Origin of the sequence: Parasedimentitalea huanghaiensis, assembly GCF_009753675.1 — a bacterium.
Lineage (GTDB): Bacteria > Pseudomonadota > Alphaproteobacteria > Rhodobacterales > Rhodobacteraceae > Parasedimentitalea > Parasedimentitalea huanghaiensis.
This window is the reverse complement of record NZ_WQLV01000007.1, coordinates 169,314-182,819: the sequence shown is the minus strand read 5'-3', so window position 1 is coordinate 182,819 and position 13,506 is coordinate 169,314. Positions and strand designations below refer to the sequence as shown.

The following is a 13,506-nucleotide window of genomic DNA, read 5'->3' as shown; positions in this document are numbered from 1 at the left end:
GATGAGCTTCAAACCGCAGCACGAAATTCACCAGCGCCGCTTTGGTCGCAATCTGGGCGTGGGCCTTTCACTTGGAGCTTTTGTAGTTCTGGTGCTGGCCCTGACCTTGGTCAAAGTCACATCTTCTGACTTTAAGTTCCCACAAAACCAAGCGGCAGACCAAAACTGATGGCGCTGAATGCTCCACAAAAAACTGCGGCCCAACTGGTTGGGGTTGTCGTTGTCATGGGCGCTCTCGCCTGGGCTTCGGTCCCTTTCTACGATTGGTTCTGTCGTGTCACCGGGTTTGGCGGCACCACAGGGGTGGCTACAGCGGGCTCGGATGAAATCCTGGAGAAGACGATCAAAGTGCGCTTTGATGGCTCTAAGGACCGGGGGATGCCGTGGGAGTTCAAACCCATGGTTCGTGAGATGGAAATCAAGATTGGCGAAACCGGTCTTGCGTTCTATGAAGCTTATAATCCAACAGACAGGCCAATCGCAGGGCAGGCGTCATATAATGTGACACCCTATGCTGCGGGTGCTTTCTTTGAAAAAATCGCTTGCTTCTGCTTTGAGGAACAAGTTTTGCAACCAGGGGAGCGGGTTCAGATGCCCGTGACCTTCTTTGTCGATCCGGAAATCGTTGATGACCGGGACGGTAAGTACGTACATACGATCACGCTGTCGTACACTTTTTACGAAATCGATCTGCCCGAGGGTTATGCCGCCCTTGAAACCGGTGAAAACACCGGGGCAGAAGCAAACATGAACTAAGCCGGCAGGTGAGGGACACTTAAATGGCGCACGCTAAAAATCACGACTATCATATTCTACCACCGTCGATCTGGCCGCTGCTGGGCGCAGTGGGTGGCTTTGCCATGCTGTTTGGCGCTGTGCTGTGGATGCACGGTATCACTGCCTGGCTGTTCTGGGGCGGCTTGTTGGCTGTTCTATACACCAGCTTTGCCTGGTGGGCCGAAGTTGCCCATGAAGGCAACACTGGCGATCACACCAGTGTGGTACGGATTGGACTGCGCTACGGGTTTATCCTGTTTGTGATGTCCGAAGTCATGTTCTTCTTTGCTTGGTTCTGGTCGTTCTTCAAACATGCGATCTACCCAATGCAGGACTATATCGGCACCGAGTATGTGCAGCCTGCGATCCATATCGTGGATCCGTTCCATCTGCCGCTGATCAACACCTTGATTCTGCTGCTGTCCGGCTGTGCCGTGACCTGGGCGCACCACGCGCTGGTCCACAGCAATGACCGCAAAGCACTGGTGCAGGGTTTGGCCATCGGTATCGCCTTTGGTGTTGCCTTTACGGGCCTGCAAGCGTTTGAATACTATGAAGTTCTGGCCCATGAAGGCTGGGAGTTCGGTGGCGATATCTTCTATTCGAACTTCTTCATGGCGACTGGGTTCCACGGCTTCCACGTACTGCTGGGGACCATCTTCCTGATCGTGTGTTTGATCCGTGCGATGAAGGGGGCCTTCACTCCGGAACAGCACGTTGGGTTTGAAACAGCTGCATGGTACTGGCACTTTGTTGATGTGGTTTGGCTGTTCCTGTTCTTCGCCGTGTACCTCTGGGGTACCGCCGGAATGTAAGGGATACATGTTTGCAGTTGAAAAACTGCGAGCACAGCGTATCAAGCACAGCGCGCGGGGGATGCTCCGCGCGCTTTTCTGTTGGTGAGGGGCTGTTATGCGGCGTCTGATATTCGTTCTGATCGTTGGCGTTGCTGGGTTGGCAGTTCTGCTGAGCCTTGGCGCGTGGCAGATGCAGCGAATGGCCTGGAAACAGAATATTTTGGATACCATTGAAACGCGTGTCGCAGCCGAGCCGGTGGCCTTGCCCATTCAACCTGATCCTGAGGCCGATAAATACAGGCCGGTTCGTTTGATCGGCGAAATGGCGAGTGGCGAGTTACACGTACTGGTTTCAATGCCCATGCTGGGGCCGGGCTACAGGATGATTGTCCCATTTGTGACCGACGATGGTCGTCGGATTCTGGTGGACCGGGGCTTCATCCGATCTGCTGATAAAGGATCTGTCCGCTACACTGGCCAGGTTGAGTTTCTGGGAAACTTGCATTGGCCGGATGAAACCGACGGTTACACGCCCCCTCCTGATACCGTCAAAAACATCTGGTATGCCCGCGATGTGGAGGCCATGGCCGCTGCGCTGAAAACCTTGCCGATCATGGTGGTGCTAAGTGACCACCCGATCAATGGAAGCTCCGTCATACCGATGCCAATCGACACAGCATCAATCCCCAACAACCACTTGCAATATGCGATCACCTGGTTTTCGCTGGCCTTCCTCTGGGCTGCGATGACTGCTTACTTCCTGTGGCGTTCGCGCCAAAACCGAGAGCTAACGTGATGAAATACATCTCTACCCGTGGCCAAGCGCCTGAGCTGAGTTTTGAAGATGCCATGTTAAGTGGCCTGGCACGCGATGGCGGGCTGTATGTCCCGGCTGAGATCCCGCAGATGAGCCAGGATGACATCGCTGCGTTGTCTGGTCTCAGCTATGAAGAAACCACGTTCCGGGTGATGTGGCCGTTCTTGGGTGACAGCTTCACTGACGCCGAATTCCGCGACATCATCGCCAAGGCCTATGCTAATTTCGACCACGCAGCGCAGGCCCCGCTGAAACAGCTGGCGCCGAACCACTTCCTGCTGGAACTGTTCCACGGCCCTACACTGGCGTTCAAAGACTTTGCCATGCAGCTGATCGGTCAGTTGTTCCAGGCAGCGCTGGCCAAGCGAGATGAACGGGTGACGATTGTTGGTGCTACGTCCGGCGATACCGGGTCTGCCGCGATCGAGGCCTTTAAGGGGTTGAGCAATGTGGATGTGTTCATCCTTTACCCGCATGGCCGGGTGTCCGAGGTGCAGCGCCGTCAGATGAGCACACCGCAGGATTCCAATGTCCATGCCCTAGCGCTGGACGGGGATTTTGACGACTGTCAGGCCCGTGTCAAAGACATGTTCAACGACTTTGACTTCCGTGATGGCGTAAAGCTGGCCGGGGTCAATTCAATCAACATCGCCCGTGTTCTGGCACAGGTCGTATACTACTTCTCATCTGCTGTGTCGCTGGGCGCGCCACACCGCAAGGTGAGCTTTACCGTGCCAACCGGCAACTTTGGGGACATCTTTGCCGGCTATATCGCCCAGCAGATGGGCCTGCCAATCGAGGATCTGGTTGTGGCGACAAACCAGAACGACATTCTGCACCGCTGTCTGGACGGGAAGGGCTACTACAAAGGCGAAACCATCCCGTCGATTTCTCCCTCTATGGATATTCAGGTCTCATCCAACTTTGAGCGCGCGCTGTATTTTGCCTACGGGCGTGATGCAGGGGCGGTGTCGCAGCTGATGGACGAGCTGAAGACCGGTGGCTTTGACGTGTCGCAGGGCGCGATGCAGTCATTGGCCGATACTTACAAGTCAGGCCGGTGTTCCGAAGACGAAACTCTGGCCACTATCAAGAGCCAGTTGTCGGCCAGTGGCGATCTGCTGTGTCCGCATGGTGCTGTTGGGGTCAAGGTGGCCGAAGAACATCGCGTTTCAGAGGTTCCTATGATTACTCTGGCGACAGCGCACCCGGCCAAGTTCCCGGCTGCAGTGAAAGATGCCTGTGGTATACATCCACCTCTTCCCACACACATGGCGGATCTGTATGACAGATCAGAACGGGTGACCCGGATCGCCAACGACCTAACGACTCTCGAAGAGCACATCAGAAAGAACATACCGAATTGACTGTTCAACAAGACCAGCTGGCTAACGGCTTCCGTATCGTTTCTGAAAACATGCCAGGGCTGCAATCTGCGTCCATAGGCATCTGGGTAACGGCAGGCGGTCGTCATGAGCGGCTTGAGCAAAATGGTATTGCTCATTTTCTGGAGCATATGGCGTTCAAAGGAACAACCACGCGGTCGGCCTTGCAAATCGCCGAGTCGATCGAGGATGTTGGGGGCTACATCAACGCCTATACCAGTCGAGAAGTGACAGCCTATTACGCCCGTGTCCTGAAAGATGATGTCCCACTGGCGTTGGATGTGATCAGTGATATCGTGCTGAACCCGGTGTTCGACGCGGCTGAAATCGAGATCGAGCGTGGCGTGATCCTGCAGGAAATCGGGCAGTCTCTGGATACACCAGATGATGTGATTTTTGATTGGTTGCAGGAAGAAAGCTATCACAACCAGCCATTGGGCCGGACTATTCTAGGTCCGACCGAGCGGGTCAGCGCCTTTACCCGCGAAGATCTGGCTGGGTTTGTTGGCGAACATTATGGCCCTGGCCAGATGATCCTGTCTGCTGCGGGGGCTGTGGATCATGATCTGTTGGTCAAAACGGCTGAGAAACTGTTCGGGCATATGCAGCCCCGTGCCAGCAAGTTGGTAGAGCCTGCGCGCTTTACCGGTGGTGAGGCGCGGCATGAAAAAACACTGGAGCAAGCCCATTTTGCTCTGGCTCTGGAAAGCCCCGGCTACCGTGATGATGCGATTTACACTGCTCAGATCTACTCGAGCGCATTAGGTGGCGGTATGTCCAGTCGCCTGTTTCAGGAAGTGCGCGAGAAACGCGGGTTGTGCTATTCGATCTTTGCTCAGACGGGCGCCTATGCGGATACCGGTTCGACCACCATCTATGCCGGCACGTCGGCCAGCCAACTGGGCGAATTGGCTGAGATCACTATAGATGAGATGAAGCGCGCAGCTGAAGACATGGCCCCCGAAGAAGTGGCCCGCGCACGGGCGCAGATGAAGGCTGGTATGCTGATGGGCCTTGAAAGCCCGTCAACGCGGGCCGAACGGTTGGCACGGTTGGTGCAGATCTGGGATAAGGTGCCGCCACTGGAAGACACCATCGCACGCATTGACGCGGTAACCACCGGGGATGTTCGCGAGTTTGCAGAGATGATGGCGATCAAGGCACCAGCGGCTCTAGCGCTTTATGGTCCGGTGTCACAGGCGCCAAGTCTTGCAAAACTGCAGGAGAGGCGTGCTGCCTGATGTTACTGTCCAAGCGTAAAGTCCGAATTGAAACCGAGCGGCTGACACTTCGGCCGCCGGTGCATTCCGACTTTCGCGCCTGGGCCAGATTGCGGCAAGACAGTCAGGCGTATCTGACACCCTGGGAGCCCAGCTGGGCCCCCGAACATCTAAGCCGGAAATCTTTTTCCAACCGGGTCTACTGGGCGCAGCGTTCGGTCAATGGAGGCACTGCACTGCCGCTGTTCTTATGCAGGCGTGAAGATCAGGTACTGGTTGGGGCCATTACGCTGGACAATATTCGGCGTGGTCCAGCACAGGCTGGAACCCTTGGCTATTGGACCGGCATGCCGTTTGCCCGTCTGGGATACATGCGCGAGGCTATTGGCGCAGTGGTGCATTATGCCTTTACTCAACTGGATCTGAGCCGAATTGAAGCCGCCTGCCTGCCAGAGAATACCGCCTCACGCGGTTTGCTGGAAAGCACCAGTTTCAAATATGAGGGTGTGGCTCAGTCCTATTTGCAGATCAACGGGCGCTGGCGGACTCATGTCCTATATGCCTCTTTGCGCAGTGACCGCCGGGGACGCACCGAAGCAGGGTGATCTGTGCTGATGTCCTGGGGCTCTGCCCCAAACCCCGGAGTAGTTCTGGCAAAAAGAAACATCCGAACGCTGGTTCATTTGGGCGAGCCATGCGACCAAAACGCAGGTGGTTGTGGTGCAACAGGGCTTGCGTAGCGGATGCCAATTGGACATGGATTGAACATGACATTGAACCCCGCCACCCCCGACTTCGCAAATCAATTGAGCGCAATTCTACCAGATGGGGTGCTGCGCGACATTGAACCGCGGTATCTGGAAGAGCCACGTGGCCGGTTTAATGGCCAGGCTGGCGTACTTGCTCTGCCTCAGACTGTTGATGAGGTCGCGACGTTGGTGCGGTCTGCCAATGCAGCAAGGGTGCCCGTTGTTCCATACGGTGGCGGTACAGGCTTGGTATGTGGGCAAGTGATGCCAGATGGTCCCGCACCCCTCTTGATTTCTCTGGAACGAATAGCGGCCATTCGAGGTGTTTACCCGCAGGAAAATGTTCTGGTTGCCGAAGCCGGGGCAATACTGGCGGATGTGCAGACTGCGGCGCAGGGGGCAAACCGGTTGTTCCCGCTCTCGCTGGCCTCGGAAGGCTCGGCGCAAATTGGTGGCAATCTGTCCACCAATGCAGGTGGCGTGAACGTCCTGCGCTATGGCAATACCCGCGAGCTCTGTCTCGGATTGGAGGCGGTGTTGCCCAATGGAGAGATTTGGCATGGGTTGAGTCGGTTGCGTAAGGACAACACTGGCTATGATCTGCGTGGGCTGTTGATCGGTGCAGAGGGTACATTGGGGGTGATTACCGCAGCCGCACTGAAACTTTCCCCGGTTCCGGCGGTGCGCGGCACCGCGATGTTTGTTGTGCCCTCTGCGCAGGCTGCGTTGGATTTGCTCTCTTTTGCGCGTGACCAGTTGGGCGAGGCGGTCAGCGCCTTTGAGCTGATCCACCGGCAAGGGCTTGAGTTTTTGGCTGAGACATTGCCACAGCTGCGTCAGCCTTTTGAGCGCGCCCCTGAGTGGTGCGTATTGATCGAACTTGGGTTGTCTCGTGGACAAGACCCAGAACAGGCTCTGGCAGACCTGTTTGAGGCAGCGGTTGGGGATGGCTGCGCATTGGACGGGGTGATTGCCCAGTCCGAGACCCAGCGCAACGAGCTCTGGACTGTGCGTGAGCAAATCCCCGAAGCAAACCGGCTGATCGGATCGGTCTCCAGCCATGATATTTCTATTCCGCTGTCCGCGATCCCCGAGTTCATAGCGCGTGGCGGTGAAGCCATTGCGGCACTTGGGGCGTTTCGGATCAATTGCTTTGGCCATCTTGGTGACGGCAACTTGCATTACAATGTGTTCCCTGCATCAGGCAAAAGCCGAGAGGACTATGATGCGCAGCGCAGCGAGGTAAAGCGCGCGGTACATGATCTGGTGCACCAGATGGGCGGCTCTATCAGCGCCGAACACGGTGTCGGGCGGCTGAAGGTCGAAGATGTTGAACGCTATGGGGATCCGGTGCGGCTGGCGGCCATGCGGGCGATCAAACAGGCGTTAGACCCCAACGGAATCATGAACCCCGGCGCTGTGCTGAAAGTGTAGGGTGCGTGCTGGCACGCACCAAGGTTTACGACAGGGCAGTGGTTGCGTTTCGTGCCGAACGGCTGCGCAGCAGCAACAGCAACAGGATCGCGATGTTTAATCCGTTCCACAGAATGCCGTTGATAAAGGCCAGTTGATAGCTGCCAGTGACATCATAGATCCAGCCGGACATCCATCCACCCAATGCCATACCAAGGATGGTCATCATCATGACAAAGCCAACCCGCGCTCCAGCTTCACGCGGGGGCATGTATTCGCGCACCACCAGTGCATAGCTGGGCACGATACCGCCCTGCGCCAGGCCAAACACCAGACTGACCATGTAAAGCGAGATCATGCCGTCATAGGGCAGATACAGAAACAGAGCGATACACTGCAGGACTGATCCAGCCAGCAAGATCACAACCCCACCCAGCCGGTCGGCCAGCAGGCCCGAAATGATCCGGCTGGCTACGCCGCCCAGCAGCATCAGGGACAGCATCTCGGCGCCCACGGCTGGGCCATAACCCAGGCCAACACAATAAGCGACAATATGGACCTGAGGCATCGCCATGGCGACACAGCAACCAATGCCGGCCAGCCCCAATAGCCATTGCAACTGTCGCGGTGTCAGACCGGAGGACCGGGCATTCAGAGCGGAGGCTGCGGCCGAGGTTTCATGCGCCGTTGCTGGAAGGCGCCGGCGCAGCAGCAGGGAAAGTGGCATAAGAACAACCAGGGTGACCAGTGCCAGTGTCAGGTAGACGCTGCGCCAGCCGCTCTCGGCCAGAATTCCGGAAAGCGCGGTGGGCCAGATCGCGCCAGAAAGGTAATTGCCACTGGCAACCAGCGCCACAGCAATGCCGCGTCGTTTGATAAACCAGTGCGAGATATCAGCGATCAGGGGGCCAAACCCAACAGCTGTGCCAAGTCCCAGCAACAGGTGGGTCAGGGAGAGGACAGTAATCGAAGGAGCCAAAACAGACAGTGCATAGCCAGCTGCAATCACCAGTGCAGCCCCGTTCAGGGCCAATGTAACGCCGACCCGGTCTACCAGCCGTCCAATGATCAGATTGCCCAAGGCAAACCCGACCATGGTCAGGGTATAAGGCATGGAGGCCTCAGCTCGACCCGCACCAAACTCGACTTCGACGGCGGGTAAAATGACAATCACCGCCCACATGCCGACATTGGCAACGGTGGCGATTGCCAGAGTCACAAGCAGGCGGAGCCAGGAATATCGACTGTCGTGGATTTGGGGCGTGGTCATGTGCGCACGCTAGGTCAGACAGGAAACGGCGTGCAAGCCATTTCGCGTCAGCGTCGTGACGTTATTCGCCTTCGAATTCACACAGGACATGCACGTCCATGCCCATGTCTTCCAATACTTTGCCGCCGCCCAATTCCGGCAAGTCGATGATGAACGAGCAGGACAGGATCTCACCGCCCAATCGCTCGATCAGTTTGATGCCTGCCGCAGCGGTGCCGCCTGTGGCCAGTAGGTCATCGACCACCAGGATCTTTTCACCGGGCTGGATTGCATCGTCATGGATTTCGACCGTCGCTTCGCCATACTCCAGCTTGTAATCTTGGCTGAGCGTGGCACCGGGCAGTTTGCCCGCCTTACGAATGGGTACAAATCCGGTGCCCAGCTGGTGTGCAATCGCGCCTCCGAGGATAAAGCCGCGGGCCTCTAGCCCGACCACCTTGTCGATCTGCATGCCAGCATAGGGGTGCAGCATCTGGTCAATTGCCATCCGAAACCCGCGCGGATCGGCAAATAGGGTGGTTACATCGCGAAACATGATCCCTTCGTGCGGGAAGTCAGGGATGGTGCGGATGTAATCTTTGACATCGGGACGCTTCGACATGGCGGGGCCTCTTTGGTGGTCGGCTCGAATTGGATCAGGTCTGACCAGTTGGTCAGACCTTAAGCGGTTTGGATGATGCGGGCGCTTGTTGCAAGTGACAACCGCGGGTCCGCAGCAATTGCCGCAGATGTGCAGGCGTAGGATTTAAACCGGGCGGCGCAGAAATGCCGTGGTCAGGCCCATGCCGATTAGAGCAACCCCGCCGCCGCGGGTTAGATTGGCCACCACAGCAGGTCGTGCGATCCAGCCACGCATGCGATCAGCCAGCACTGCAAAGGCCAGAGCATTCAACCCGGCCAGGATCACAAATGTTGCAATCAGAATGGCAAACTGTGGGGCCAGACTGCCTTCGGGGTGGATGAACTGCGGTACAAAGGCGATGAAGAAGCCGATGGACTTGGGGTTCAGCGCGGTGACCATGGCCGTGTGGCCAAAAATGCCACGGGCCTGCACGTCGCGGGTGGCGGCCAGCTCAACCTCAGCGTCAGGTTCACCCGAAGCACTGCGCCACAGTTTGATCCCCAACCAGACCAGATAGACGGCACCGGCCCATTTCAGAACCGTGAATAGGGTGGCCGAGGCCATGACCAGGGCGCCAAGCCCCACCAGCGATGCGGTCATGGCAATGAAATCCCCAACGGCCACGCCCAAGGCTGCAGCTACGGCCACTTGTCGGCCCTTGGACAGGGCATAGCTGAGAACGAGCAGCACAGTTGGACCAGGGATCATCAGCAGCGCCACTGAAGCCGCGACAAACGCCAACCAAATGTTCATATCCATAGCAATTCACCCTGATCAATCTGTATCAGAGGCAGCAAAGACATCGCTTTGGCAAAGCGTCAATGATCAATTTTGATTTAGCTTCGCTTTGCCGATTGTTGCGAGGTCGGTCTTTAAACCGAATTCAACCGAGAACCCGCCCGGCCACGGCATCCAGCTTTGCTAATAGTGCGGGGTCGCGTTTTTCTGGTGCGGTCATGATTGCATATTCCAATGCACGGTCACAGCCATGCGGACAGGTCGCGCGCTGATCGCCAAGTAGTTTCGGCAGACGGCGTATCAGCTCAGCCCCATTGTTGGAGTTTCCCTGCAGGGTGGCCAAAATGGCACTGATATCGACGGCACCATGACCCGGATGCCAGCTGTCATAATCGGTAACCATCGCAACAGAGGCGTAACAAAGCTCAGCTTCGCGGGCGAGTTTGGCTTCGGGCATATTGGTCATACCTATGACATCTGCGCCCCATGACTCTCGGTACATTTTCGATTCGGCAACTGTTGAGAACTGAGGCCCCTCCATTGCCAGATAGGTGCCGCCCCGATGAACATTGATCCCGGCGTCCTTGGCGGCAGTTTGGCAGGCATCCCCCAATCGTTGGCATGTCGGGTGGGCTGCACTGACATGGGCCACACAGCCCGTCCCAAAGAAGCTTTTCTCGCGGGCAAAGGTGCGGTCGATGAACTGATCTACGATGACAAAATCACCGGGGGCCATTTCTTCGCGAAACGAACCGCAGGCGGAGACCGAGATTACATCGGTTACGCCCAAGCGTTTCAGGGCGTCGATGTTGGCACGATAGGGAACCTCGGTTGGGGAATGCACATGGCCACGCCCGTGTCGCGGCAGAAAGGCCATTTTGACACCGTCCAAAGTGCCGGTCAGGATCTGGTCAGAGGCATCCCCCCATGGCGTTTCGACGGTGACCCATTCGGCAGCCTGCAATCCGTCAATTTCGTAAAGGCCCGAGCCGCCGATCACACCGATCATTGTGTCCGTCAAAGTCCTGCTCCCAGTTCAATAATGCTTGGTCAGATAATGCCGGTGGGGTCCGGACTTGCAAGTGTTAGTCGCGGCGGATGATGCCGGTGATGGCAGCTGCACCCAGTGCGGTGACAATCCAGCCGGCTGTGGTGAACAGCCATCTGAGCCACCACAGGTGCCAGCCCCAGGGTCCGCGTTCGGTGGAGGGGGCCCAGGCGTCGGTCTGGCCCAGGTTGACAAGTGGGATGACCAGGTCACTGGCATAGGCAGGGGCATAAAAGGTTTCCCAGTCTTTGCCGGGGATGACAGCGGACCAGTCGCGCGCCGGATTCTCCGATGTGCCGGCCAGATGTCTCCAGTCCTGCGACACCAACACCGGCGCAGCGTTTGGAGCCATGCTGCCTTCCTCCCAGGCTTTTTGCGCGGGGAGCATGGCGGCACAGACCAGAGCCACCAGCAGCCAGAGACTGCGAAAGGGGTGGTGCCCATAGCCAACTGTCAGCCGCAATAGCTGATCGGCGGCAAAAAGAGCCCCGCGTTTGAGATCGCGCCAGATACTTTTGAAACCCAGCCCGAGGCTGCCATCGGGGACCACGCGCATATGATGGCGTTCATATCTGCGTGCCAGTTGTTCACGGCGGGCCAAGACACGGCGGGCATCAGTATCGTGACCAAGATCGCGGAACACCTGTGCCAGATGGGTAAAGGGTTGCGGATGGAAATAGCCGTTCCATTCACTGCCCTGTTCCAACCAGGCAATACGTTTGCTGGCGCGGGTGGAAGAACCTGAAATCCGTTCATAGGTAAAGCCATCAAGGATCAGGCGCCCTTTTGGGGGCCAGCCTGTTACATCATCAACCAGATCCCCGACATGGGCTGAGTTCAGGTCGACTGCGCCTGCACTGACGGTGACATTGCGCCAAAAGAAACCACGTTCGACCCGAAGTCGCTGACCGTTTAGCGCATTTCGGTTTGGCGCATGAATATGGGCTCCGGTTAAGTCCAACTGGCCACCGATTGTCGCCCCGTTCAATCTGACGGGTCCGTTGGTTCTTGTGTCACGCAGAAACACGTCACCATGGAAAGAGGCGCTTTGTGCATTGAGCAGGGAAATTGAACTTCCGCTCAAATTCAGCATTTCGAACCGGGTTTGAAGGGCCTGTACCCCCTGATCAATTCGACAATTCAGCAGGCCCAGTGCCCCCTTTGCCTTGGCGAAGCTGAGGTCGAGTTCGCCGGTGATGCAGGCCCCCCATAAATGCACACCAAGATCCTGAATCTGAACGATGTTGCAGCCGCCCAGAACCAAATACCGCAGGACCTCGGCGCGGACCGTCAGTGAGCCCTGAACATTGCCTTCTTCGGGGCAAAGCCCATCGCCAAGGACACAGGGGTCGCCGGACTTGCTGGCCTCGATCAACAAGATCTCTGCGGGTGTGAGCCAAGCCTGACCGCCACGGTCTTCGATGTCTTGCCAAGTTTTGATCATAGCACTGCCCCTTTAGCTGTGGCGCACTCTATCGTTAGTTGTGGGGAAGGGAAGGCAAGCTGGGAAATTCAAGCCGGACAGCCCTGATTTGCTTGCAGTTCTGTCCGATGACGGTATCCGTTGCGACGAACGAAAGCGCTAGTGTTTGCTTTGTTTCTGGCGCGTTGCCAGTTTTGGAGCCTCGGCCATCATTTTGCGGAACGTTGGACATTCGGAGTGGCTTGGGGCTGTACAATCAGCCACGTGGCGCAAGGCCCGGGCCAGTATTCTGAGCTGGCGGATGTGCTGTTCCACTTCATCCGCCTTAGTGTGCAGGCGCTGGCGATCAATCTCGAAATGTTCATCTTTCTGAAAAACCTCCCCGATCTCCTCAAGGGAAAACCCTGCTGACTGTCCCATCGAAATGAGGGCCAGCCGATCCAGAACTGTATCGTCATACTGGCGTCGCAGCCCTTTGCGGCTGTCTGATTGGATTAGGCCAAGAGTTTCGTAATAGCGCAGAGCTGACGCCTTGAAGCCGGACAGTTTGGCAACTTCCGAGATGTCGATCGATTTCATGTTGACCTCAAGTTGGCTTTAAGTTGCAGACATGCCCCTGTTTGAAACTCAGGTCAATGAAGGGTGAAGCAATGAGTTGGAATATCGAGGTTGTGACGGCGGTTGTTCTGGTGGGAATTGGGGCAACGGTCTTTATGGATGTGTTTGGGGTGATTAGGGCGAGGTTCACCGGACAACCGGGAATGAACTGGGCTATGGTTGGGCGTTGGTTGGGGCACCTTGTCGGCGGACGAGCTGTGTTAGCCAATCCAGCTTCGGCGGCGCCTATAGCTGCTGAAAAGGTGCTGGGGTGGCTGCTGCATTATAGCGTTGGTGTCGGCTTGGCTGGCGGGCTGACACTGCTCCTTGGGCCGGATTGGTTGTTTCAGCCGCCTGCTGTGTTGGTACTCGGTTTTGGTGCCGTTTCTGTGGTATTGCCGATGCTGACCCTGCAACCCGGTCTTGGCCTTGGTGTTGCCGCGCGACTGGCACCGAACCCTTGGAAGGCGCGCATGGGCAGCCTGCTGACCCACTTCGTGTTTGGGGTTGGCCTCTACTTAAGTGCCCTGCTTTGTGGGGGTGTGCTTTAGGCAACTAAAACCAGTGGCGGCGTGAAAGCCTTGTGTGATGGGCTATTTTCCGCTAACGGGCAGGCAGCGAACACCAATCCCCGATGACAGGTATTTTAC

At 56.9% G+C, this 13,506-nt stretch carries 15 protein-coding genes; 9 read left to right on the top strand and 6 right to left on the bottom strand.

From position 1 onward, the window contains the following. The first annotated feature begins 1 nt into the window (after position 1). From GO984_RS13080 to GO984_RS13045, 8 genes are all read left to right on the top strand, one after another. On the top strand, positions 2-169 hold the full coding sequence (locus tag GO984_RS13080) for a cytochrome C oxidase assembly protein (protein WP_157022962.1): 168 nt from the start codon (positions 2-4) through the stop codon (positions 167-169). After that, the gene (locus GO984_RS13075; RefSeq protein WP_157022961.1) at positions 169-756 is read left to right on the top strand and encodes a cytochrome c oxidase assembly protein; all 588 of its coding nucleotides are present in this window, start codon (positions 169-171) and stop codon (positions 754-756) included. The genes GO984_RS13080 and GO984_RS13075 overlap by 1 nt, the downstream gene beginning before the upstream one ends. Positions 757-779: 23 nt before the next feature. After that, a complete protein-coding gene (locus GO984_RS13070; protein ID WP_157022960.1) occupies positions 780-1,592 on the top strand; it encodes a cytochrome c oxidase subunit 3 in 813 nt (270 codons plus the stop codon). Positions 1,593-1,689: 97 nt separating this feature from the next. After that, positions 1,690-2,370 (top strand): SURF1 family protein, encoded by a 681-nt coding sequence (locus tag GO984_RS13065; protein WP_157022959.1) that lies wholly within the window; start codon positions 1,690-1,692, stop codon positions 2,368-2,370. Further along, positions 2,370-3,758 (top strand): threonine synthase, encoded by a 1,389-nt coding sequence (gene thrC / locus GO984_RS13060; protein WP_157022958.1) that lies wholly within the window; start codon positions 2,370-2,372, stop codon positions 3,756-3,758. The genes GO984_RS13065 and thrC overlap by 1 nt, the downstream gene beginning before the upstream one ends. Continuing rightward, the gene (locus GO984_RS13055; protein ID WP_157022957.1) at positions 3,755-5,017 is read left to right on the top strand and encodes a M16 family metallopeptidase; all 1,263 of its coding nucleotides are present in this window, start codon (positions 3,755-3,757) and stop codon (positions 5,015-5,017) included. Before thrC ends, GO984_RS13055 begins: the two co-directional genes overlap by 4 nt. Continuing rightward, positions 5,017-5,601 (top strand): GNAT family N-acetyltransferase, encoded by a 585-nt coding sequence (locus tag GO984_RS13050; protein ID WP_157022956.1) that lies wholly within the window; start codon positions 5,017-5,019, stop codon positions 5,599-5,601. Before GO984_RS13055 ends, GO984_RS13050 begins: the two co-directional genes overlap by 1 nt. A gap of 162 nt (positions 5,602-5,763) precedes the next feature. After that, the gene (locus tag GO984_RS13045; protein WP_157022955.1) at positions 5,764-7,179 is read left to right on the top strand and encodes an FAD-binding oxidoreductase; all 1,416 of its coding nucleotides are present in this window, start codon (positions 5,764-5,766) and stop codon (positions 7,177-7,179) included. Between the two features lie 25 nt (positions 7,180-7,204). On the opposite strand, the gene GO984_RS13040 is transcribed toward GO984_RS13045, so the two are convergent. The 6 genes from GO984_RS13040 to GO984_RS13015 form a co-directional block, all read right to left on the bottom strand. Continuing rightward, positions 7,205-8,428: an MFS transporter gene (locus tag GO984_RS13040; protein ID WP_157022954.1), complete on the bottom strand. Its 1,224-nt coding sequence runs from the start codon at positions 8,426-8,428 to the stop codon at positions 7,205-7,207. A 61-nt stretch (positions 8,429-8,489) separates the two neighbouring features. Beyond that, entirely contained in the window at positions 8,490-9,029 is a 540-nt protein-coding gene (locus tag GO984_RS13035) for an adenine phosphoribosyltransferase (protein ID WP_157022953.1), read from the bottom strand. Positions 9,030-9,173: 144 nt separating this feature from the next. Next, positions 9,174-9,809 carry a LysE family translocator gene (locus GO984_RS13030; RefSeq protein ID WP_157022952.1) on the bottom strand — a complete coding sequence of 212 codons (636 nt, stop codon included), beginning with the start codon at positions 9,807-9,809 and terminating at the stop codon, positions 9,174-9,176. Positions 9,810-9,933: 124 nt separating this feature from the next. Beyond that, positions 9,934-10,809 carry an S-methyl-5'-thioadenosine phosphorylase gene (locus tag GO984_RS13025; RefSeq protein ID WP_157022951.1) on the bottom strand — a complete coding sequence of 292 codons (876 nt, stop codon included), beginning with the start codon at positions 10,807-10,809 and terminating at the stop codon, positions 9,934-9,936. Positions 10,810-10,873: 64 nt separating this feature from the next. After that, positions 10,874-12,280, bottom strand: a complete 1,407-nt coding sequence (locus tag GO984_RS13020; protein WP_157022950.1) for a hypothetical protein — start codon at positions 12,278-12,280, stop codon at positions 10,874-10,876. Between the two features lie 138 nt (positions 12,281-12,418). After that, the gene (locus tag GO984_RS13015; protein WP_157022949.1) at positions 12,419-12,838 is read right to left on the bottom strand and encodes a helix-turn-helix domain-containing protein; all 420 of its coding nucleotides are present in this window, start codon (positions 12,836-12,838) and stop codon (positions 12,419-12,421) included. Between the two features lie 71 nt (positions 12,839-12,909). Between GO984_RS13015 and GO984_RS13010 the strand changes: the two genes are divergently transcribed. Beyond that, positions 12,910-13,407, top strand: a complete 498-nt coding sequence (locus GO984_RS13010; protein WP_157022948.1) for a DUF2938 family protein — start codon at positions 12,910-12,912, stop codon at positions 13,405-13,407. Positions 13,408-13,506 lie beyond the last annotated feature (99 nt).

Excerpts from the sequence above, each read along its gene's own strand:
- GO984_RS13015 (WP_157022949.1), bottom strand. The coding sequence starts at position 12,838 with ATGAAATCGATCGACATCTCGGAAGTTGCCAAACTGTCCGGCTTCAAG.
- GO984_RS13075 (WP_157022961.1), top strand. The coding sequence starts at position 169 with ATGGCGCTGAATGCTCCACAAAAAACTGCGGCCCAACTGGTTGGGGTT.
- GO984_RS13045 (WP_157022955.1), top strand. The coding sequence starts at position 5,764 with ATGACATTGAACCCCGCCACCCCCGACTTCGCAAATCAATTGAGCGCA.
- GO984_RS13010 (WP_157022948.1), top strand. The coding sequence starts at position 12,910 with ATGAGTTGGAATATCGAGGTTGTGACGGCGGTTGTTCTGGTGGGAATT.
- GO984_RS13050 (WP_157022956.1), top strand. The coding sequence starts at position 5,017 with ATGTTACTGTCCAAGCGTAAAGTCCGAATTGAAACCGAGCGGCTGACA.
- GO984_RS13030 (WP_157022952.1), bottom strand. The coding sequence starts at position 9,809 with ATGGATATGAACATTTGGTTGGCGTTTGTCGCGGCTTCAGTGGCGCTG.
- GO984_RS13035 (WP_157022953.1), bottom strand. The coding sequence starts at position 9,029 with ATGTCGAAGCGTCCCGATGTCAAAGATTACATCCGCACCATCCCTGAC.
- GO984_RS13070 (WP_157022960.1), top strand. The coding sequence starts at position 780 with ATGGCGCACGCTAAAAATCACGACTATCATATTCTACCACCGTCGATC.
- GO984_RS13040 (WP_157022954.1), bottom strand. The coding sequence starts at position 8,428 with ATGACCACGCCCCAAATCCACGACAGTCGATATTCCTGGCTCCGCCTG.
- GO984_RS13020 (WP_157022950.1), bottom strand. The coding sequence starts at position 12,280 with ATGATCAAAACTTGGCAAGACATCGAAGACCGTGGCGGTCAGGCTTGG.
- GO984_RS13080 (WP_157022962.1), top strand. The coding sequence starts at position 2 with ATGAGCTTCAAACCGCAGCACGAAATTCACCAGCGCCGCTTTGGTCGC.
- GO984_RS13065 (WP_157022959.1), top strand. The coding sequence starts at position 1,690 with ATGCGGCGTCTGATATTCGTTCTGATCGTTGGCGTTGCTGGGTTGGCA.
- thrC (WP_157022958.1), top strand. The coding sequence starts at position 2,370 with ATGAAATACATCTCTACCCGTGGCCAAGCGCCTGAGCTGAGTTTTGAA.